15 protein-coding genes and 1 tRNA gene are annotated in these 17,574 nt (G+C 63.0%); 9 read left to right on the top strand and 7 right to left on the bottom strand.

Annotated features, from left to right (window positions below; all coding sequences use genetic code 11):
- Positions 1 to 176: 176 nt before the first annotated feature.
- Both NATTI_RS0109155 and NATTI_RS0109160 read left to right on the top strand, forming a co-directional pair.
- Positions 177 to 1,379, top strand: a complete 1,203-nt coding sequence (locus NATTI_RS0109155) for a polysaccharide deacetylase family protein (protein WP_006092530.1) — start codon at positions 177 to 179, stop codon at positions 1,377 to 1,379.
- Between the two features lie 150 nt (positions 1,380 to 1,529).
- Positions 1,530 to 2,702, top strand: a complete 1,173-nt coding sequence (locus NATTI_RS0109160; RefSeq protein ID WP_006092529.1) for a sensor histidine kinase — start codon at positions 1,530 to 1,532, stop codon at positions 2,700 to 2,702.
- 395 nt (positions 2,703 to 3,097) lie between these two features.
- Here the strand turns inward: NATTI_RS0109160 and NATTI_RS0109165 are convergent, their stop codons facing one another.
- Complete coding sequence (locus NATTI_RS0109165) at positions 3,098 to 3,961, bottom strand: sulfurtransferase (protein WP_006092528.1); 864 nt, start codon at positions 3,959 to 3,961, stop codon at positions 3,098 to 3,100.
- Positions 3,962 to 4,244: 283 nt separating this feature from the next.
- On the opposite strand from NATTI_RS0109165, the gene NATTI_RS0109170 reads away from it, so the two are divergent.
- Positions 4,245 to 5,042: a sulfurtransferase gene (locus NATTI_RS0109170; protein ID WP_006092527.1), complete on the top strand. Its 798-nt coding sequence runs from the start codon at positions 4,245 to 4,247 to the stop codon at positions 5,040 to 5,042.
- 192 nt (positions 5,043 to 5,234) lie between these two features.
- On the opposite strand, the gene NATTI_RS0109175 is transcribed toward NATTI_RS0109170, so the two are convergent.
- The 3 genes from NATTI_RS0109175 to NATTI_RS0109185 form a co-directional block, all read right to left on the bottom strand.
- Positions 5,235 to 6,815: a sensor histidine kinase gene (locus NATTI_RS0109175; RefSeq protein ID WP_006092526.1), complete on the bottom strand. Its 1,581-nt coding sequence runs from the start codon at positions 6,813 to 6,815 to the stop codon at positions 5,235 to 5,237.
- 32 nt (positions 6,816 to 6,847) lie between these two features.
- The gene (locus NATTI_RS0109180; protein ID WP_006092525.1) at positions 6,848 to 8,287 is read right to left on the bottom strand and encodes a dihydrolipoyl dehydrogenase; all 1,440 of its coding nucleotides are present in this window, start codon (positions 8,285 to 8,287) and stop codon (positions 6,848 to 6,850) included.
- A gap of 81 nt (positions 8,288 to 8,368) precedes the next feature.
- Positions 8,369 to 8,590: a type II toxin-antitoxin system HicB family antitoxin gene (locus NATTI_RS0109185; RefSeq protein WP_006092524.1), complete on the bottom strand. Its 222-nt coding sequence runs from the start codon at positions 8,588 to 8,590 to the stop codon at positions 8,369 to 8,371.
- 556 nt (positions 8,591 to 9,146) lie between these two features.
- On the opposite strand from NATTI_RS0109185, the gene NATTI_RS0109190 reads away from it, so the two are divergent.
- Positions 9,147 to 10,544, top strand: coding sequence for a signal recognition particle protein Srp54 (locus tag NATTI_RS0109190; protein ID WP_006092523.1), 1,398 nt, complete (start codon positions 9,147 to 9,149; stop codon positions 10,542 to 10,544).
- Positions 10,545 to 10,660: 116 nt separating this feature from the next.
- Entirely contained in the window at positions 10,661 to 11,635 is a 975-nt protein-coding gene (locus NATTI_RS0109195; protein WP_006092522.1) for a hypothetical protein, read from the top strand.
- A 21-nt stretch (positions 11,636 to 11,656) separates the two neighbouring features.
- Here the strand turns inward: NATTI_RS0109195 and NATTI_RS0109200 are convergent, their stop codons facing one another.
- From NATTI_RS0109200 to NATTI_RS0109210, 3 genes are all read right to left on the bottom strand, one after another.
- Complete coding sequence (locus NATTI_RS0109200; protein ID WP_006092521.1) at positions 11,657 to 12,619, bottom strand: CBS domain-containing protein; 963 nt, start codon at positions 12,617 to 12,619, stop codon at positions 11,657 to 11,659.
- A 109-nt stretch (positions 12,620 to 12,728) separates the two neighbouring features.
- On the bottom strand, positions 12,729 to 13,142 hold the full coding sequence (locus NATTI_RS0109205; protein WP_006092520.1) for an RNA-binding domain-containing protein: 414 nt from the start codon (positions 13,140 to 13,142) through the stop codon (positions 12,729 to 12,731).
- Positions 13,139 to 13,735 (bottom strand): AAA family ATPase, encoded by a 597-nt coding sequence (locus tag NATTI_RS0109210; RefSeq protein WP_006092519.1) that lies wholly within the window; start codon positions 13,733 to 13,735, stop codon positions 13,139 to 13,141. Before NATTI_RS0109210 ends, NATTI_RS0109205 begins: the two co-directional genes overlap by 4 nt.
- 365 nt (positions 13,736 to 14,100) lie before the next feature.
- Here NATTI_RS0109210 and NATTI_RS0109215 point away from each other — a divergent pair, with 365 nt between their 5' ends.
- The 4 genes from NATTI_RS0109215 (at position 14,101) to NATTI_RS0109230 (ending at position 17,524) form a co-directional block, all read left to right on the top strand.
- Complete coding sequence (locus NATTI_RS0109215) at positions 14,101 to 14,439, top strand: hypothetical protein (protein WP_006092518.1); 339 nt, start codon at positions 14,101 to 14,103, stop codon at positions 14,437 to 14,439.
- Between the two features lie 204 nt (positions 14,440 to 14,643).
- Positions 14,644 to 15,021: a YccF domain-containing protein gene (locus NATTI_RS0109220; RefSeq protein ID WP_027119105.1), complete on the top strand. Its 378-nt coding sequence runs from the start codon at positions 14,644 to 14,646 to the stop codon at positions 15,019 to 15,021.
- 52 nt (positions 15,022 to 15,073) lie between these two features.
- Positions 15,074 to 15,148: transfer RNA gene (locus NATTI_RS0109225), tRNA-Arg, on the top strand.
- Positions 15,149 to 15,736: 588 nt separating this feature from the next.
- Positions 15,737 to 17,524, top strand: a complete 1,788-nt coding sequence (locus tag NATTI_RS0109230) for a BCCT family transporter (RefSeq protein ID WP_006092514.1) — start codon at positions 15,737 to 15,739, stop codon at positions 17,522 to 17,524.
- Positions 17,525 to 17,574 lie beyond the last annotated feature (50 nt).

Consider the following 17,574-nt stretch of genomic DNA (forward strand, 5'->3'; position numbering starts at 1 on the left):
GTTCGACCGGACTCGAGTTAGTAGTGTCGTGATCGTCGGTTCTTCGCTGTCCCCGCCGGAGCCGGAATCGTCGGGCAGTAGTTGGTCCATTCGGACCGATAGGCACCGACTACTCACGAGATTCGAACACTAACGTAGCCATAACAATCACTTGCAAACGACTGTCTCCAATCGTAATGAAACGACGAACGTATCTCGCAACCGCGACCGCTGCGGCGGCTACCGTCGCCGGCTGCTCCGCCCTGACTGGGTCAGAAACTAGCGACGGAGAAAACGGCGACGACGGCGAAAACGGCAACGGCAACGGGTCGCCGGATCCGGTCAACGAGGATCCCGGCTCGTTCGACGAGTTCGAGGATCTCTCGAAGTGGACGGTCGAAGAGGGATCGCTCACCGCGGATGAAGACCGCGTCTACGCGGGGACACAGTCCGCTCGGATGGACGCCGACGGCTCGACCGAACGGATCATGATCAAGCGGGAGTTCGAGACTCCGCGCGACCTCTCCGATGAGTTCCCCGCGCTGGCGTTTGCGAGCGATCACGACGTTAGCCCGACCGTCCAGCTTACGGACACCGACGGCGATCGCCTGCTACTCCAGTGTGCCGTGCGCGAAGACGGCCCGTTCGTCCACCACGATCTGGGCGTTCTCGACACCGATGGCGACCCCGACCTGGGCTCGATCGAACACACCAAGATCTCCGTCTGGGCCGGCGACCGCGAGCTATCCCTCTGGTGTGACGACTACCACTTCGTCGGGCGACCCGAAACCGGGAAGGTGCTGTTACAGTTCCCCGAGAGTACTCCCGACGTCGCCAACGGGGCCGGGCCGCTCCTCGCGGAGTACGACGTCCCCGGAACGGCCTTCGTGAGCACCGACTACGTCGGCTCTTCCGGCTACCTCTCCCACTCCGACCTCGAGTCCCTCCAGGACGACGGCTGGACCGTCGCCAGCGGCGGTGCCAGGGGGACCGACCTCACCCAGCACGGCGAGAGCCGACAGGAGGAGGAGTTCAGCCGCGCTGCGGAATGGCTCGACGACAACGGCTTCGACAGCGCCTACTTCTCCTACGGGCTCAACCGCTACGACGAGTCGTCGCTCGAACTCGCGAAAGAATACTCCGAGGTCGCGTTCGTCGGCGGCTACGCGGGCCACGGCAACCTCAGCAACCCGCACCTGGCCCCCCGTGCGACCAACCCCGATCCCGCTGACGCCGCGCAACTCCTCGAATGGACCGCCGACTACCGGCTGATCACGACGCTCTCCTACCGGAACGTCGGCGAGTCGCTCGACGAACTCGAAGCCGTCCTCTCGGCGCTCGACGATCACGACGTCGATGTCGTTACCCCCGACGACGTCGCCGCCGACAACCTCCACTGATCACGCCGTTCGCTCATCGCTTCCCGTGGACCGTTTTTTCGTGCCTGTTTCGGCCTCGATCGCGCTGCTCAGCCGTCACGATCGTATCCGTCGTAACGACCGCTGACCGATCCACACCCCTCATATATCACTGTGACGTACGAGTCTCGAATGCTGTCTCGTTCGCACTCCATCTCGGTACTGGGTGTCCTCTTTATCATGATCGCAGTAGGACAGTCGGCCTTCGAGATTGCTCAGGGGAACCCGCTTTCGGAAACGGGTATCGACTTCGTTCTAATCAGTCTCCCGGGGATGCTGTTACTGTACGTAGGGCGGTGGTTGTCGACCATCGACGTCGATCGAGCGCTGTATCTCCGTATCGCCGGGTGGTGTCTCGGCGGTATCGGTGTGATGCTCGTCTTTCTCTTTCTCCGAGCCATTCACCCGGGAGTCGCCACCTCCTTTACGTTCGGAGAGCGAGCGATCGCGGTCGCACTCGGCTCCGTCGCGGGCCTGGCAATCGGTATTCACGACGCACGGGCGATCATCAGGGAACACGAAGCGAAACGGCGAAACGATCAGTTGGAACGGGCACGAGCGGAACTCGACCGACGTAACGACGAACTGAGGGCGGTCCGCGACGAACTCGAGGAGACGGTCGACGAGGTAAAGCGCTCGAACGAGCGATTGGACCACTTCGCGTCGATCGCGTCCCACGATCTGCGAGAACCGCTCCGGATGATCTCGAGCTATCTGGATCTCATAGAAGACAGACACGCTGACGACCTCGATTCGGACGGCAAGGAGTTTCTCGAATACGCTATCGATGGTGCCGAACGCATGACGGAGATGATCGACGGACTGCTCGCGTACTCGCGGATCGAGACGCAGGGTGATCCGTTCGAACCGGTCGATCTGGACGCCGTCCTCGCGGCCGTTCGCGACGATCTGCAGTTCAGAATCGACGAATACGACGCCGAGATCACGACCGAATCGCTCCCTCACGTTCGCGGCGACGCGACTCAACTTCGACAGCTGTTTCAGAACCTGCTCTCGAACGCGATCGAGTACAGCGACGACCCGCCTCGAGTGGACGTGACCGCCGCGGAGCGGGACTCCGAATGGGCCATCCTGGTCCGGGACGAGGGCGTCGGTATCGATCCCGACGATCAGGAACGCGTCTTCGAGCTCTTCCAGCGTCTCCACACAGTCGACGAATCCCCCGGCTCGGGAATCGGACTGGCGTTTTGCCGCCGAATCGTCGACCGCCACGGCGGGACGATTCGGGTCGACTCCGAACCCGGCGAGGGCTCGACGTTTTCGGTCACGTTCCCGAAAGCGTAGCGGCGTCTCGAATCGGTTCTCGAGGATGCGTTCGCTCGCGATACCGAAGCCGACTCTTTCACTTCGTCGCTCGCGGTTTCACCGCTCGCCGTTCGGAGATTCTTGCTGCGGTCGAATCACCCGTCAGTCGTCGGCTTCGCCTGTTCCGCAGGTCACTTGCTTCCCCGCTCCACCACGAGGCCTCGTTTTATTCGGCCTCGCCCTGCTCCGCGGGTCGGCTTCGCCTCCCCGCTCCACTACGAAGCTTCGTTCGCTCCGCTCACTCAGCTTCGCCTGTTCCGCGGTTCGCCTACCGGCTCACCGCTTCACTTCGAGGCCTCGTTTTACTCGGCCTTGCCCTGCTCCGCGGGTCGGCTACGCCTCCCCGCTTCGCCTCGAGGCGGAGTTCGCTTTGCTCACTCCGCCTCGCCTTTCTCAATAGGCGCGTTGACCAAATTCCCCCACTCGGTCCAGGAGCCGTCGTAGTTGACGGTGTCCTCGTAGCCGAGCAGTTCGTGGAGCGCGAACCAGGCGACCGACGATCGCTCGCCGATGCGGCAGTAGGCGACGGTCGTCTCGTCCCCGTCGATGTCCTCGTCGGCGTAGAGCTCCTCGAGTTCGTCGTACTCTTTGAACGTCCCGTCGTCGTTGGTCACGGCGGCCCACGAGATGTTCTTCGCGCCGGGGATGTGGCCGCCGCGCTGGGCGGTCTCCTGCAGGCCTGGCGGGGCGAGAATCTCGCCGCTGAACTCCTCGGGCGAGCGAACGTCGACGAGCGGCACGCCGCGGTCGATCGCGTTCTCGACGTCCTCGCGGTAAGCGCGGATGCTCTCGCGCGGGCCGGCGGCGTCGTACTCGACGGCCGAGAAGTCGGGCTCCTCGCCCGTCGTCGGATAGTCGTTCTCGAGCCAGTACTCGCGACCGCCGTCTAACAGGTAGACGTCCTCGTGGCCGTAGTACTTGAACTGCCAGTAGGTGTAGGCGGCGAACCAGTTCGAGTTGTCGCCGTAGAGGACGACGGTGGAGTCCTCGCTGATGCCGTGGGAGCCGAGGAGGTCCTCGAAGGCGTCCTTGGTGAGGACGTCTCGAGTGGTCTGATCCTGGAGTTGGGTCTCCCAGTTGAATCCGATCGCGCCGGGTGCGTGGGCCTCTTCGTAGGCTTCCGTGTCGACGTCGACTTCGACCAGCCGGAGGTCGTCGTCGTCGCTCTGGAAGTCGTCGAGTCGCTCTTCGACCCAATCAGCCGTGACGAGTACGTCGTTGGCGTAGTCTGTTGCCATACCAGAACCAACGGCTGGGACGGTCTTAGTGGCACTCGAAGCGGATAATTCGGACACGGGTCGACTGTGACGGTGACTGTTGCCGCTATCTCGAACGGCCGATATCGCGTCGATTCGGCGCTGGAGTCCACTGCCAGTGAGTTATAGCATCGGCCGACATACGACGAGGTTCAGCGACTCGACAACTCGCCAATCGGCGGAGATACTTGCCGGGAGCTCGGTACCCAGGGGAGTGGTGCCGGGATCGGTGTGTTCTCGGGGGTGACCCGACAACCCCCCGCCAATGGACGAATCCGTCGTCGTCACCCCGGACTGGCTCGCAGCGCATCTTGAGGACCCGCAGGTATGCGTCGTCGACGTTCGCGATCCGTGGGAGTACGACGGGATCGGACACGTTCCCGGCGCCGTCAGTATCCCCTTCGACAGCTATCGCGACGAAACGGACGTCGACCGCGGGACGCTGCCCGGCGCCGATGCCTTCGCCGAACTGCTCTCCGAGGCCGGCATTGCTCCCGCCGATACTATCGTTGCCTACGACGACACCCACGGCGTGTTCGCCGCGCGGTTCGTGCTGACCGCGCTCGAGTATGGCCACGACGACGTGCGTCTGCTTGACGGCGACTACAGCGCCTGGAACCGCGACCACGAGACGACGAGCGACGCGCCGGATATCGAGCCGACGACGTACGATCCCGACCCGCTCTCGCGCGAGGAGAGTCCGTTAGTCGGTTTCGAGGCCGTCGAGGCGGCCCTCGAGCGCGACGCGGTCTTCGTCGACACGCGTGAGGTCGACGAGTTCGAGGAGGCCAGACTGCCGGGTGCGGTCCGGTTCGACTGGCGCGAGGTCGTCGACGACGAGACGCGGCGGCTGAAGCCGAGAGACGACCTCGAGGCCCTGTTGGCCGAGTACGGCATCACGTCGGATCGCGAGATCGTCCTCTACTGTAACACCGCACGCCGGATCAGCCACACCTACGTCGTCCTCCGGGCGCTGGGCTACGAGGATGTCGCCTTCTACGAGGGCAGTCTCACGGAGTGGCTGGCCAACGACGGCGAGGTCGAGCGAGGCGCGGTCGACTGAGTACGGCGAAAGCGACCTCGAGACAGGGCTCGCTGACGACGTTTCCCGGGAGCGTCGAGGACGAGGATGAGGGAAGCGAGGCCGACCGGTAAAACAACGCGAGACTGGCGGAGCGCACGCTCGAAACGCGAGGACCGTTGACGACCTCTTGAGACGTGAGGGCCCCGAGTCGGAACACCGAAACGCCTGCTCTCACCGGTTTGCCGTCTCTGCTGCGGGAAGCGTAAACAGAAACGTCGTCCCGTCTCCCGGCTCGGAGTCGACCCAGATCTCGCCGCCGTGGCGCTCGACGATCCGTTCACAGAGCGCGAGCCCGATCCCCGTTCCGGCGTGTTCCTCGTGGCTGTGGAGTCGCTCGAAGACGTCGAAGATCCGCTCCTGATCGTCGGGGTCGATTCCGATCCCCGCGTCGCTGACCGAGATGGTCCACTCGCCGCCCGTCCGCTCGGCGTCGACGTAAATCCGCGGCGTCTCGTCCCCGCTGTAGGTCAGGGCATTGGTCAGGAGGTTCTGAAACACCTGCCGTAACTGCTCGCCGTCACCATGAACGCGCGGCAACGACGCCGCCGAGAGATCCGCGCCGGCTTCCTCGATCCTGAACTGCAGATCGTCGCGGACGGCCGCGAGCACGGCGTTCAGATCGACCGGTTCGAACGGATCGCCCCGGGTTTCGATCCGCGAGTAGGCGAGCAAGCCGTCGATCATGTCGCGCATTCGCTCGGCGCCGTCGACGGCGTACTCGAGGAACTCCTCGCCGTCCGCGTCGAGCTCATCTCCGTACTGTCGTTCGATGAGCCCGAGATAGCTCGAGACCATCCGCAGGGGTTCTTGCAGGTCGTGGGAGGCGGTGTAGGCGAACTGCTCGAGTCGTTCGTTGGATGCCTCGAGTTTCCGCTGATAGCGTTCGCGCTCGAGTTCGTAGCTCACCCAGTTGCCGAGCAGTTCGACGAACGTCACCTCCCAGTCGGTGAACGCCTCGCTTCGGGCCTCCATATCATAGAAACAGAAGGTGCCGTACACCTCGCCGTCGACGGTGATTGGCGTTCCGAGATAACAGGAGATGCCCCACTCGGCGGTGGCCGCTCGATCGGCCAACTCCGGTGTGTCCGTCTCGATGTCCCGCAGCACGAGCGTCTCCTCGCTACTGACGGCGCGCTCGCAGCTCGTCTGCGACAGCGGAGCGGTATCTCCCGCCTCGATGTCGGCGTCGGTTGGCGTGTCGACCGCCTCGAAGATGTATTCGTCGGCGTCCTCGTGAACGCGCGACAGCGTCGCGTACTCCGTCCCGATCGTCCGGCGAACGACAGCCAGCAGACCGTCGATCTGGTCGCGAAACGCTCGTTGGGGATCCGCGATGACCTCGTAGGCGTCGTGCAGCGCCTGCTCGCGTTTCTGGAGTCGCTCCTTCCGCAGAATCCGCTCCGTGATATCCCGGAAGTAGACCGTCAGTCCCGTCTCGGAGGGGTAAGCGCGGATCTCGAGCCAGATCCCGAGCGATTCGGAGAACTCCTGGAACGTGACCGGTTCCTGTGCCGCCATCGCGCGCTCGTACTCTCGCTGGAACATCGAGTCGACCGCGTCGGGAAACGCGCCCCAGATGGCCGTTCCGAGCAGTTCCGTCTCGGATCGCTCGAGGACCTGCTCGGCCTGCGCGTTGAGAAAGGTAAATTGCCACTCTTCGTCGAGCGCGAAGACGGCATCGGTGATGCGTTCGTACACTGTCGACGCTGCGTCACCGTCCTGTGAGTTGGATCGCTCCGATCCGTCGGCCATTGGAGACAGTTGAGGTACGTCGTCCGTATAAACTATCTGCCAACGTCCGACCAGTTTGGGGCCGTCGAGTACGCACTCGAGGACAACTCGTCGAACGCGGCGTACACGGCTTCCGAGAGCGCCGGATGCACGTGCACCGGGTCGGCGACGTCGTCGACGGTCCCCGACCCGCTGTCCATCGCGACGACGACCTCCTGAATCAGCGTCGAGGCCTGCGGACCGACGATATGGCAGCCCAGGATCTCACCGTCGGGGCTCGCGAGTACCTTCACGAACCCGTCGTCGGCCTCGAGGATCATCCCCAGCGGCGCGGCGTCGAAGGGGACTGTTGCGGACTCGTACTCCGTGCCCGCCTCCTCGAGTGCTTCCTCCGTCCGTCCCACGCTCGCGACCTGCGGGCTGGTGAAAATGGCGTGGGGCATTGCGTGGTAGTCGACCTCGCGCCCGGCGTCGTCGAGTACGTTTGCCGTAACGATTCGCGTCTCGTAGTCCGCCGCGTGTTTGAACGGCTGCTCGCCGACGATATCGCCGAGGGCCCAGACGTCGTCGCAAGTCGTCTCGAGACGGTCGTCCACTTCGACGTAATCGTCGTCGTCGGTTTCGACGCCCGTAGCCCCGAGGTTCAGCGTATCCGTGTTCGGCCGTCGCCCGGTTGCGAGCAGGAGGGCAGCGGCCTCGAGGTCGATCGCGTCGTCGCCGGCTTCGTTGTCGCTCGATTCGGCGGTGACTCCGACACCAGTATCGCGCTCCTCGACCGACGCGGCCTCGTACCCGGCGTAGACGTCGCAGTAGCGCTCGAGCGAGTTCGTCACGACCTCGCTCACGTCGTCGTCCTCGCGCGGGACGAGCGTCTCGCTACGCCCGATCATCGTCACGTCGGTTCCCAGTGCGCCGAAGAAATAGCCCAGTTCGGCTCCGATGTAGCCGCCGCCGACGATCGCGAGGGAATCGGGCTGGTCGTCGAGAAAGAGCGCGTCGTCGCTCGTGAGGAAGTCGACGTCCTCGAGGCTGTCGATCGGCGGGATCATCGGTCGACCCCCGACCGCGAGAACGACGGTCTCGCCGCGGATCTCGACGTTGTCAGCGTCGCGGTCGTTCGGCTCGACCTCGAGCGTGCGCTCGTCGACGAACCGACCCTCGCCGCGGTAGAGCGTGAGGCTCTCGCTCTCCTCGAAGCTCGACTCCTGGTTCTCCGCCTTCTCGTAGACCGTGTCGTGAATCGAGGACGTGATCTCGCCGTAGTCGACGTCGCCCAGTTCGGCCGCGATTCCAAACTCCGGCGCGCGTCGAACCTCCTCGACCACGTCGGCCCGGTGGATCAGCGCCTTCGAGGGGATACAACCCCGTGTGATGCAGGCCCCGCCGAGCGGGCCGCGTTCGATCACGGCGGCCTCGAGTCCCCGTTCGGCGGCCGCAGTTGCGACCTGGCTGCCGGAGCCGCCACCGACCACGACGATATCGTACTCGTCCATGGAGCCTTCCCACCACGAACGGGGTCGTAAAACCGGCGCGTGCTCTGGCCGGTGTCACCGTAACGGCCGATTCGTTCCCGTTTAGAGCCAGTCGTCGCCCGGATCGTCGTCCGTCGCCTCCCTGTACGATTTGACCGCCTCCGCGAGGTTCTCGAGCGCCGCCTCGGGCGTCTGGCCCTGACTCGAGACCCCCGTCACCTCGTCGTCGGCGATGTGAAGTCCGTGCTCGTTCTCGCGCATGGTGACGTCCGCGTCCTCGAGCCCCTCGTACTCCGAGGGATCTGCGTCTGCATCGGAACTCATACGCGTTCGTTGTTCGGGTCGGCTGAAATACGCATCGACGCTGCTCGACTTTCTGTTGTCGAACGATGGATGAGTATTGGAAAACCGTCTCGACAACTCAACGATGGACACACGAAACGTCCTGCTACGCTGGCAACGAGGATATCCACGTTGCTCACGGGTCACTTCGTTCCCCGTTCGCATCCTCGAGGCGCTCACTTCGTGTCGCGCGGTTTCACCGCGCGACCAGTTCGCGGGACCGGAGATCCCGCGCAGCTCGCGCCTCGCCCTCCCCAACCGATTTCTGCGAACGGGTGCATAGCACCCGTTCGCATGGTTCGCGGAACCTGTGGTTCCGCGCCAACACTCGCTCACTGCGTTCGCTCGTTCATCCACCGGAAGACGCTTCGCGCCTTCCGAGCCATCACTCACTGCGTTCGCGACGACCTCGCGATTTTGAGTCGCGGTTCGTTCGTACTCACCGCGACTCAGCGCGCCAGTGTACATACCTACGCTCCGCGGACACTGGTGAACTGTAGAAAAAGCCTTTAACACCGTCGCCCCGTAGACGAAGCAAATGGTACTCGACGATCTCGGCAGTTCTCTGCGGGGAACTTTAGACAAACTCCGCGGGAAGTCACGACTCAGCGAGGAGGACATCGAGGAGATCGTCAAGGAGATTCAGCGCTCCTTGCTTTCGGCCGACGTCGACGTCTCGCTCGTGATGGAGCTGTCGGACAACATCAAAGAGCGGTCGCTCGAGGAAGAGCCCCCCGCCGGCACGCCGGCGCGGGACTTCGTCCTCCGCATCGTCTACGAGGAACTGGTCGACCTGATCGGCGAATCGACCGAACTGCCCCTCGAGGAACAGACCATCCTGCTGGCGGGGCTCCAGGGGTCCGGTAAAACGACCTCCGCCGCGAAAATGGCCTGGTGGTTCTCGACGAAGGGACTCCGTCCGGCCGTGATCCAGACGGACACGTTCCGGCCCGGCGCCTACGAACAGGCCGAGGAGATGGCCGGCCGCGCCGAGGTCGACTACTACGGGAATCCCGACAGCGAGGATCCCGTCGAAATCGCCCGAAAAGGACTCGAGGAGACCAGCGAGGCCGACGTCCACATCGTGGACACGGCGGGCCGTCACGCGCTCGAGGAGGACCTGATCGACGAGATCGAACAGATCGAGGGCGTCGTCGAACCAGACACCTCCCTGCTCGTGCTCGACGCGGCGATCGGGCAAGGGGCGAAAGATCAGGCCCAGCAGTTCGACGAGTCGATCGGCATCGATGGCGTCGTCATCACGAAACTGGATGGTACCGCGAAGGGTGGTGGTGCCCTCACCGCCGTGGATCAGACCGACTCCTCGATCGCCTTCCTCGGGACCGGTGAGGAGGTCCAGGACATCGAGCGCTTCGAGCCCGACGGCTTCATCTCCCGACTGCTCGGCATGGGTGACCTCGGCCAGCTCGCCGAGCGCGTCGAGCGCGCGATGGAGCAGACCGAGATGGAGGAAGACGACTGGGACCCCGAGGACATGCTGCAGGGCCAGTTTACCCTGAACGACATGCAAAAGCAGATGGAGGCGATGAACAACATGGGGCCGCTCGACCAGGTGATGGACATGATCCCCGGCTTCGGCGGCGGGATCAAGGATCAGCTCCCCGACGACGCGATGGACGTCACTCAAGAGCGGATGCACACCTTCAGCGTCATCATGGACTCGATGACCGAGGCCGAAAAGGAGTACCCCAAAGCCATCGGCGCGAGCCAGATCGAACGTATCGCTCGCGGCTCGGGCACCGAGGAGGAGAACGTCCGAGAGCTGCTTCAGCAGTACAAGATGATGGAGAAGACGATCAAGCAGTTCCAGGGTATGGGATCCGAAAAGGAGATGCAGCGGATGATGCAACAGATGCAACAGGGCGGCGGCGGTGGCGGTGGCGGCGGGATGGGCGGCATGGGGCCGTTCGGATAACCGTTTCGACGCTCTCCGGACCGCAGCACGCGTTTTTCGCCGTGGATATTCCCGTTCTATCGATTGACGCGCTTGCCACTACGTTCATAGGTCTCTAGACGAATCTCTGCGTATCAATGAACCGTCGACAGTATCTTACTCGAGCCGGCGCGGGCGTTGGAACGCTAGCGCTGGCCCCGCTCGCCGGCTGTCTCGGCGAACTCTCCGGCAGCGAGTCGACCACCAGCGCCGAGGACCGAACCGGCGAACGCGAACTCAGCCGAGCGGCTGGAACCCTGAACGAAGCCGCACTCGCGCTCGAGATCGAGGACGGCGGGATGGACGACGGCGAAGTCGCGTTCGACGCCGACGAGCCTAACGGACTGATCGCGGACGCGCGAGCCCACCTCGAGACCGCCGCGGCCGAACTGGACGACGATCGAGCGCCCGATATCGAGACGCTCCGAACGTACGCGGATATCCTTGAGGCGCTGGTCGTCGTCACCGAGACGATCACCGACGAGGAACTCGAGTCGGACGCCGACGCCGTCTTCGATGCCACTGGCGAGGACGGTGAGTTCGAGGACGCGTCCGCGACCGTCGACCGATGGATGGACGAACTCGAGGCGGCCGAGGCACGCCACGTTGGGGCCGTCAGCGATTACGAGGCCCTCGACGGCGATCGATTCGAGGATCTGGCGCGGATCGATCCCGTAGATCTCGAGGACGGTATCGAGTCGCTCGGGGACGTCCTCGAGTCGCTCGTGACGCTCGTCGGCGGCTTCGATTCGATGGTGGAGGGGTACGAGGCGCTCGAACGCGGACACGAACACGTCGAAGACGAGGCCTACGAGCGGGCCGAGTCCGCGTTCGGTGACGCAAAATCGGCTTTCGAAGCGGCACGTGAGACGTTCGAAGAGGACAAAAATCCACCGGACAGACTGGCCGATCACTTCGACACGGCACGCTGTCAGAGCGGTCACTTGACGGAGGCAGCCGAGGCGTTCGAGGAGGCCGCGGTTGCGGCGGGATCCGGTGATCTTCTCACCGCGAACCAGCGCGACCGGGACGCGGAACGGTCGCTCGAGGCTGCCGACGACTGTACGGCGTAACCGACCTCTCTTCCGTCTTCGTCAGTCGGCAGTTGCCGCGTCGCCCTCGAGTGCGGGATCCGGCGGCAGCTCGTCGATGAGGACGACGGCATCGCCCTCGAGCACTGTCGTCTCGTCGCCGTCGGAGACCGTTGTCTCGATCCGAAACTTGTCGTCGCCGAGATCGTCGACGATTTCACAGGTGGCCGTCACCTGTTCGCCGATCGATAGCGGGGCGAGGAAGCTACTTTCCTGGGAGAGATAGATCGTCAGTCCGGGCAGGCGGGCGAGTGCCGCACTGATCAGCCCGTTCGCGAGGATTCCGTGGACGATCCGCTCGCCGAACCGGGTCTCGCCGGCGTAGGCTTCGTCGAGGTGGACGCGATTCGTGTCGCCGGTGATCTCGGCGAACGCCTCGACATCGTCGTCAGAGATCGCCTTCGAGAAGCGGGCGACGTCGCCGACGGAGACGGTCGACTCGTCCTCACCGCGGTAGTCGAACGTCCAGTCGTCGCGCTCGTACAGAGTGTCGGTCCGGACCTGTCGTTGCGGGCGGTGGTGCTCGCGATCACTCGTTCGATGGGCCAGATGCGGGACGTAGTAGGATAGCTCCGTCGTCGTGAGGATGCCGACGAGCGTGCCGGATTCGCCGACGCCGTCGGTCGCGTCCGCTTCGTGGCCACGTTCGACGACCGGCAGGTGCTCGAGTCCGTTCCCGCGCAGGACGGCCACCGCGTCGACGATGGAGGTGTCGGGTGCGATCGTCTCCAATGGAGACGCCATCACGGTCTCGAGGTCGACCCTACCGAGGTCCGCCCGCTCACAGAGGTGGCTCACAAAGTCGCCTTCGGTGACGATCCCGACGGGCGAGCTGTCGCGAACGACGATGACCGAACTGACGTGTTCGTCGCGCATCAGGGTCGCAGCGTGGCTCGCGCTCGCGTCGGGCGGAGCGGTGACGACGTCGGTGACCATGATCTCGGAGACGGGAATCGTGTCGTGCATCTCGTCGACGTACGTGTTGCTTCACTTTCACTGCTGGCCCTGCCGGTGACTCGAGTCGTGAGATCCTCGAGCCGCGGAAAAATCGGTTCGGCTGCCGGAACGTGTGCGCTCAGTCTTCAATCGGCCGCCCGTCTTCCGTCGGCGGCGCGATGTGGTCGACGTACTCTTCGAGCGTCGGCGCTTCGACGCGGACCCGAACGGCAATCTCGCCGAGTTCGTCGGATTCGCCGACCGAGAAGTTGACGCGGTCCTCGAAGGCCGCCTGTTTCTTGAGCGCGAAGCTGAAGGTGTCTCCCTCCCGGTTCGCGAAGAACTCGCCGCGGGCGGTGTCCAGAATCTCCTGTCGGTGGAGCAGTTCCGAGAAGTGGTCCATCGCATGTGCTTCGGCCCTGATTTCGCCGAACGCTTCCTCGAGGTCGGCGTTCGGGAAGATGTTCGCGACGGCGTCGGCGACGCGGCTGGTAACTTCGGTGTCATAGACGGGGGCCGTGATCTCGACGTCGACGCGGTAGATATCGGTCATGGTTGGTGAACCTCCGTGTTGCTCCCCGTAGTCGCTTCGGAATCGCTCGTCCCTCGTTCGATGATCGACTGTATCCGGTCGTGAAACGCCTCGAGTGTGGCCGTGTTCTCGACGACGATGTCCGCTCGTTCCATCGCGTCGTCCATCCCGAAGCCGCGTTCGCGCTCGTCGCGGGCGGCGAGTCCCTCCCCGCCCTCGTCCTCGCCGATGTCGCGGCCGCGGTCGTCGATACGCTCGGCTCTGACCTCGAAGGGGGCTTCGATACTGACTAGCGTGAAAGCGCTCTCGAAGCGCTCCGCGAAGACGTTGACCTCGGTTCCGGAGCGAATGCCGTCGACGAGGACGGTGTCGTGGTTCTCGAGGCGGTTCTCGATCATCGGCAGCGAGCGCTCTGCGATCGCCGCCGGTCCGTTCTCGTCGCGCAGCGCCTGGGCGACCTTGCCGTGATCTTTCGCGGGGTCGAGCCCGCGGTCGGCGGTCTCCTGGCGGACGACATCACCCATCGTCACGACCGGGATTCCGTTCTCGCGTGCGACGGTGGCGGCCTCGCCTTTCCCGCTTCCGGGGAGTCCCACCGTTCCGATGACGTGCATCGAGGGGAGATACAGGCGAGGCTCGCATAAGGGCTGTGTTCGTCGCCCGGCAGCACTCGCCGCTCCACCCTATTCGATCTTCACAGTTGCAGTCGCTGAAACGTCGCGTGTTTTGGTGTGGCGCCTCGAGTCCTCGAGCCGGCGCCACCGAGTCGTTGTGGCCGGTTCCGTCGCGAATTGTCGCTCGGTTACTCTCGGCGTAGCGTTCGTCTACCGGTCTGTTGTACGACTCGAAACAGCGGCGATAGCTGCAACCGTTTCCTGTCGAGACGGTAAAAATCGCCAATCCGTTTGAATCCGAGACCATCCTCTCCAACGGACTCTCCCCATTATTTGGCAGTCGGGCATCGGCTCAGATGCGCACTATGAACGCACCAACCCTCGACAGACGACGATTCACACAGGCACTCGGCGTCGGTATAGTCGCCGCCGTGGCTGGCTGTGCGGACGACGACGAAGCGGACCCTGAAAACGGCGACGAGATGGACGATGGACTCGACGACGGGATGGATGACGAAGAGGAAAACGGGCTCGGTGACGACGAAGACGACGAGAACGGCCTCGACGACGACGAGGATGACGAAAACGGCCTCGATGACGACGAGGATGACGAGAACGGACTCGATGACGACGAAGACGATGAAAACGGCCTCGACGACGAGGACGACGACTTAGGTGACGAAGACGACGACGAAGACGCGTAAGTACGCTGTTCGACGGTCTGGCCTGACGCCCACTCTTTTTCGAGCGTAACATCGCACTCGAGAGTCGTGTCTCCTGCGAACGCTCGCGTTGTAGCCGAGCCGCGGTCAATTGCACCGGACGACGACGGCATGTACGATTCGATCGTCGGGGGATCGATAGCGACGATCGGTGCGGTTATGCCCTCGTCCGCCCCACTCACGACCGTGACGCAGCGATCTCTCTTCGTACGGGCGCTCTGGTTTCTGGTCATCGGCTGGTGGGCGACGCCGATCGTGGTCAACGTTGCGTGGTTCCTGAACGTGACTATCGTGCTGGCACCGATCGGAATCAAACTGGTTAACCTCGTGCCGACGGTGCTGACGCTGGCCGAACCGCGGTCGTTCACGAACCCCGAGTTGGCTCGAGGTCAGCACTCGCTGGTGGTGCGTGCGCTCTACTTCGTCTTCGTCGGCTGGTGGCTCAGCTTCTTCTGGGCCAACCTCGCGGCGTTTCTGGCGGTGACGATCATCGGGCTTCCGGTCGCGATTTGGCTGGCCAACCGGCTGCCGTTCGTCACGTCTCTGTATCGATTTCACGGCTGAGAGAGCAGAAATCCACACTGCTTATGGCAGTTGGTCGTTGATTCGTACTTGAGGGCGCGTAGCTCAGTCCGGAAAGAGCGTCGGACTTCTAATCCGACGGTCGTGGGTTCAAATCCCATCGCGCCCGTGATTTTCCAACGAACGGACGTGAGGAGGAAAGCACGAATGGCGATGGGTTTGAATCAGGGAGCAGCTTGCTGCGACCGTGGTTCAAATCCCATCGCGCCCGTACAGCGAGATTTGAGCCAGACGGCGGCGAGCGGTGCGCGGTTCGGAACGAAGTGAGAACCGCGATGCGAGCGGTGAAACCGTGAGCGTACCGAGCCGACGGCGTGGTTCAAATCCCATCGCGAGCGCCACTGTTGCCGCTGTGGCGGCGATATCCGCGGTGACAAGACGGTGTGTCCCCACTGTGAGTCGATCCGCGGGATACGGGCTACCGGATAGCGACCGGGATCGGCTGATTCCTCTTCCAGTAACTGTGTTACTACGAATAATACGAACAGTCCAGCGGAAGAGTCTTTAATTACGTCCAGTATGAACTAACTCGAATTTTCGTTCTGGGGAAACAATAAAGCCACTCCGTCGGGTCCGTCCCGTGTGGTATGTTGGACACACAGACGCAGGTCTGATGGCGTTGAACGGCTGGCCGTTCGTACACCACTGACCATGATCAGACGACGATTCACTGAACGGGTCGACGGAGGTGGTAGATATGGTAGATGACAGCAAGCCAGGGGGCGATCGGTTGACTGATGGCTGGTTCGAGGCGGATACTGAGGTGGAACCGGGCGATACGAACATACAGGTGGCCGGGCTGGATGTCCAGCCTCACGTCTTTTTCATCTCGATCGGCGTCATCATCGCGTTTGTTCTGGTGACATTGTTCTACCCGGGTGAGCTGATGGCAAACGCCTTCGGCGAGACGTTCGCCTCTGCAGAGGGGGCCTTTGGCTGGATACAGGGCGGTATCGTCGGAAGTTTTAGCTGGCTGTACATTCTCGCAGTAAACCTGTTTATTATTGTGGCACTGTTCTTTGCGCTCAGCAGGTTCGGAAAGATTAGAATCGGCGGTGTCGGCGCGGAAAAAGAATTCAGCGATCTCTCATGGGTCGCCATGCTGTTTAGCGCAGGGATGGGGATCGGACTCATGTTCTGGAGCGTCGGCGAACCGCTGTTTCACTTCGCCGATCCGTTGTTCGGGGCTGAAGGCGAGACGGCTGCTGGAGCTGAAGTCGGCATGGCCACCACCTACTTCCACTGGGGATTTCACCCGTGGGCGATCTACGGACTGGTCGGGCTCGGCCTCGCCTTTTTCTCGTTCAACCGTGGGCTCCCGCTGACGTTCCGATCGGTGTTCTGGCCAATTCTGGGCGATCGGATCTACGGTTGGCCGGGCCACGTAATCGACATCCTGACCGTCTTCGCGACGTTGTTCGGGATCGCGACATCGCTCGGGCTCGGCGCGCTCCAGATCTCGGCTGGGCTCTCGTTTATGGGCAACGAGGTCGTCGGGACAGCAGTCCCCACGGGGACGGGGATGCAAGTCGGTATCATCGCGGTTATTACGGCGATCGCACTCGTGTCAGTTGGCGCCGGACTGGACAAAGGCATTCGCCGACTCAGTACTCTCAACGTCGGCTTGATGCTCGCAATCATGGTTACGGTTCTGCTCGTCGGGCCGACAGTGTTCGTCCTCGGACTGTTCCCCCAAGCACTGGGAACATATCTGTCGAACTTTCCTGAGTTGGCACTGTGGTCTGATAGCTTCGATAGCGCTCCGTACGCGGGCTGGATGAACGACTGGACCATCTTCTACTGGGGCTGGTGGATCGCGTGGTCGCCGTTTGTCGGTCTGTTTATCGCCCGCATTTCCCGTGGTCGAACGGTCCGTGAGTTCATCGGCGGCGTCCTGATTATCCCAGCAGTCTTCTCTTTTTTCTGGATGTCAGTCTTCGGAGGCACGGCACTGCATTTCGAACTGTTCACCGAGCAGGGCATTATGGAAACGGTCTTTGACGCCGGTGAGGAAGTCGCTATGTTCGAACTGTTTACCTTGCTACCGTTTACGATTCTCCTCTCCACACTGGCGATCATCCTGGTAACGACGTTCTTCGTGACGTCGTCTGACTCAGGTTCGCTGGTCCTTGGGCACCTGTCCTCGGGCGGGAAACACGACGCCCCCCGAAAACAGCGGATCGCCTGGGCACTGGCCGAAGGGATCGTCGCATCCGTGCTCCTGATCGGTGGCGGTCTCGGTGCGTTACAGACGGCGGTGATCACGGCCGGGCTCCCGTTCGCGCTTGTCCTCGTTTTCCTGTGTTATAGCCTCTATCTGGGGCTCTCGAAGGAGTATCGGACGCTCGAATCCGACGAGTTCGCCGAGTGGATCGAGGAGATCAAGGACGAACAAGACGTCGTCGTCAAAAAATCCGGTTCTGGCGTGGTAACGAACATTCGAGATACCGGGAGCAAACGGGGTGGGGCCGCCGAAGACGACTAGTAACGTCCCACGCCTGTACTGACGCGTCGAACCGGTTTGCGGGTGTCGGT

It is taken from the genome of Natronorubrum tibetense GA33 (assembly GCF_000383975.1).
In the GTDB taxonomy this organism is placed as follows: Archaea; Halobacteriota; Halobacteria; order Halobacteriales; family Natrialbaceae; genus Natronorubrum; species Natronorubrum tibetense.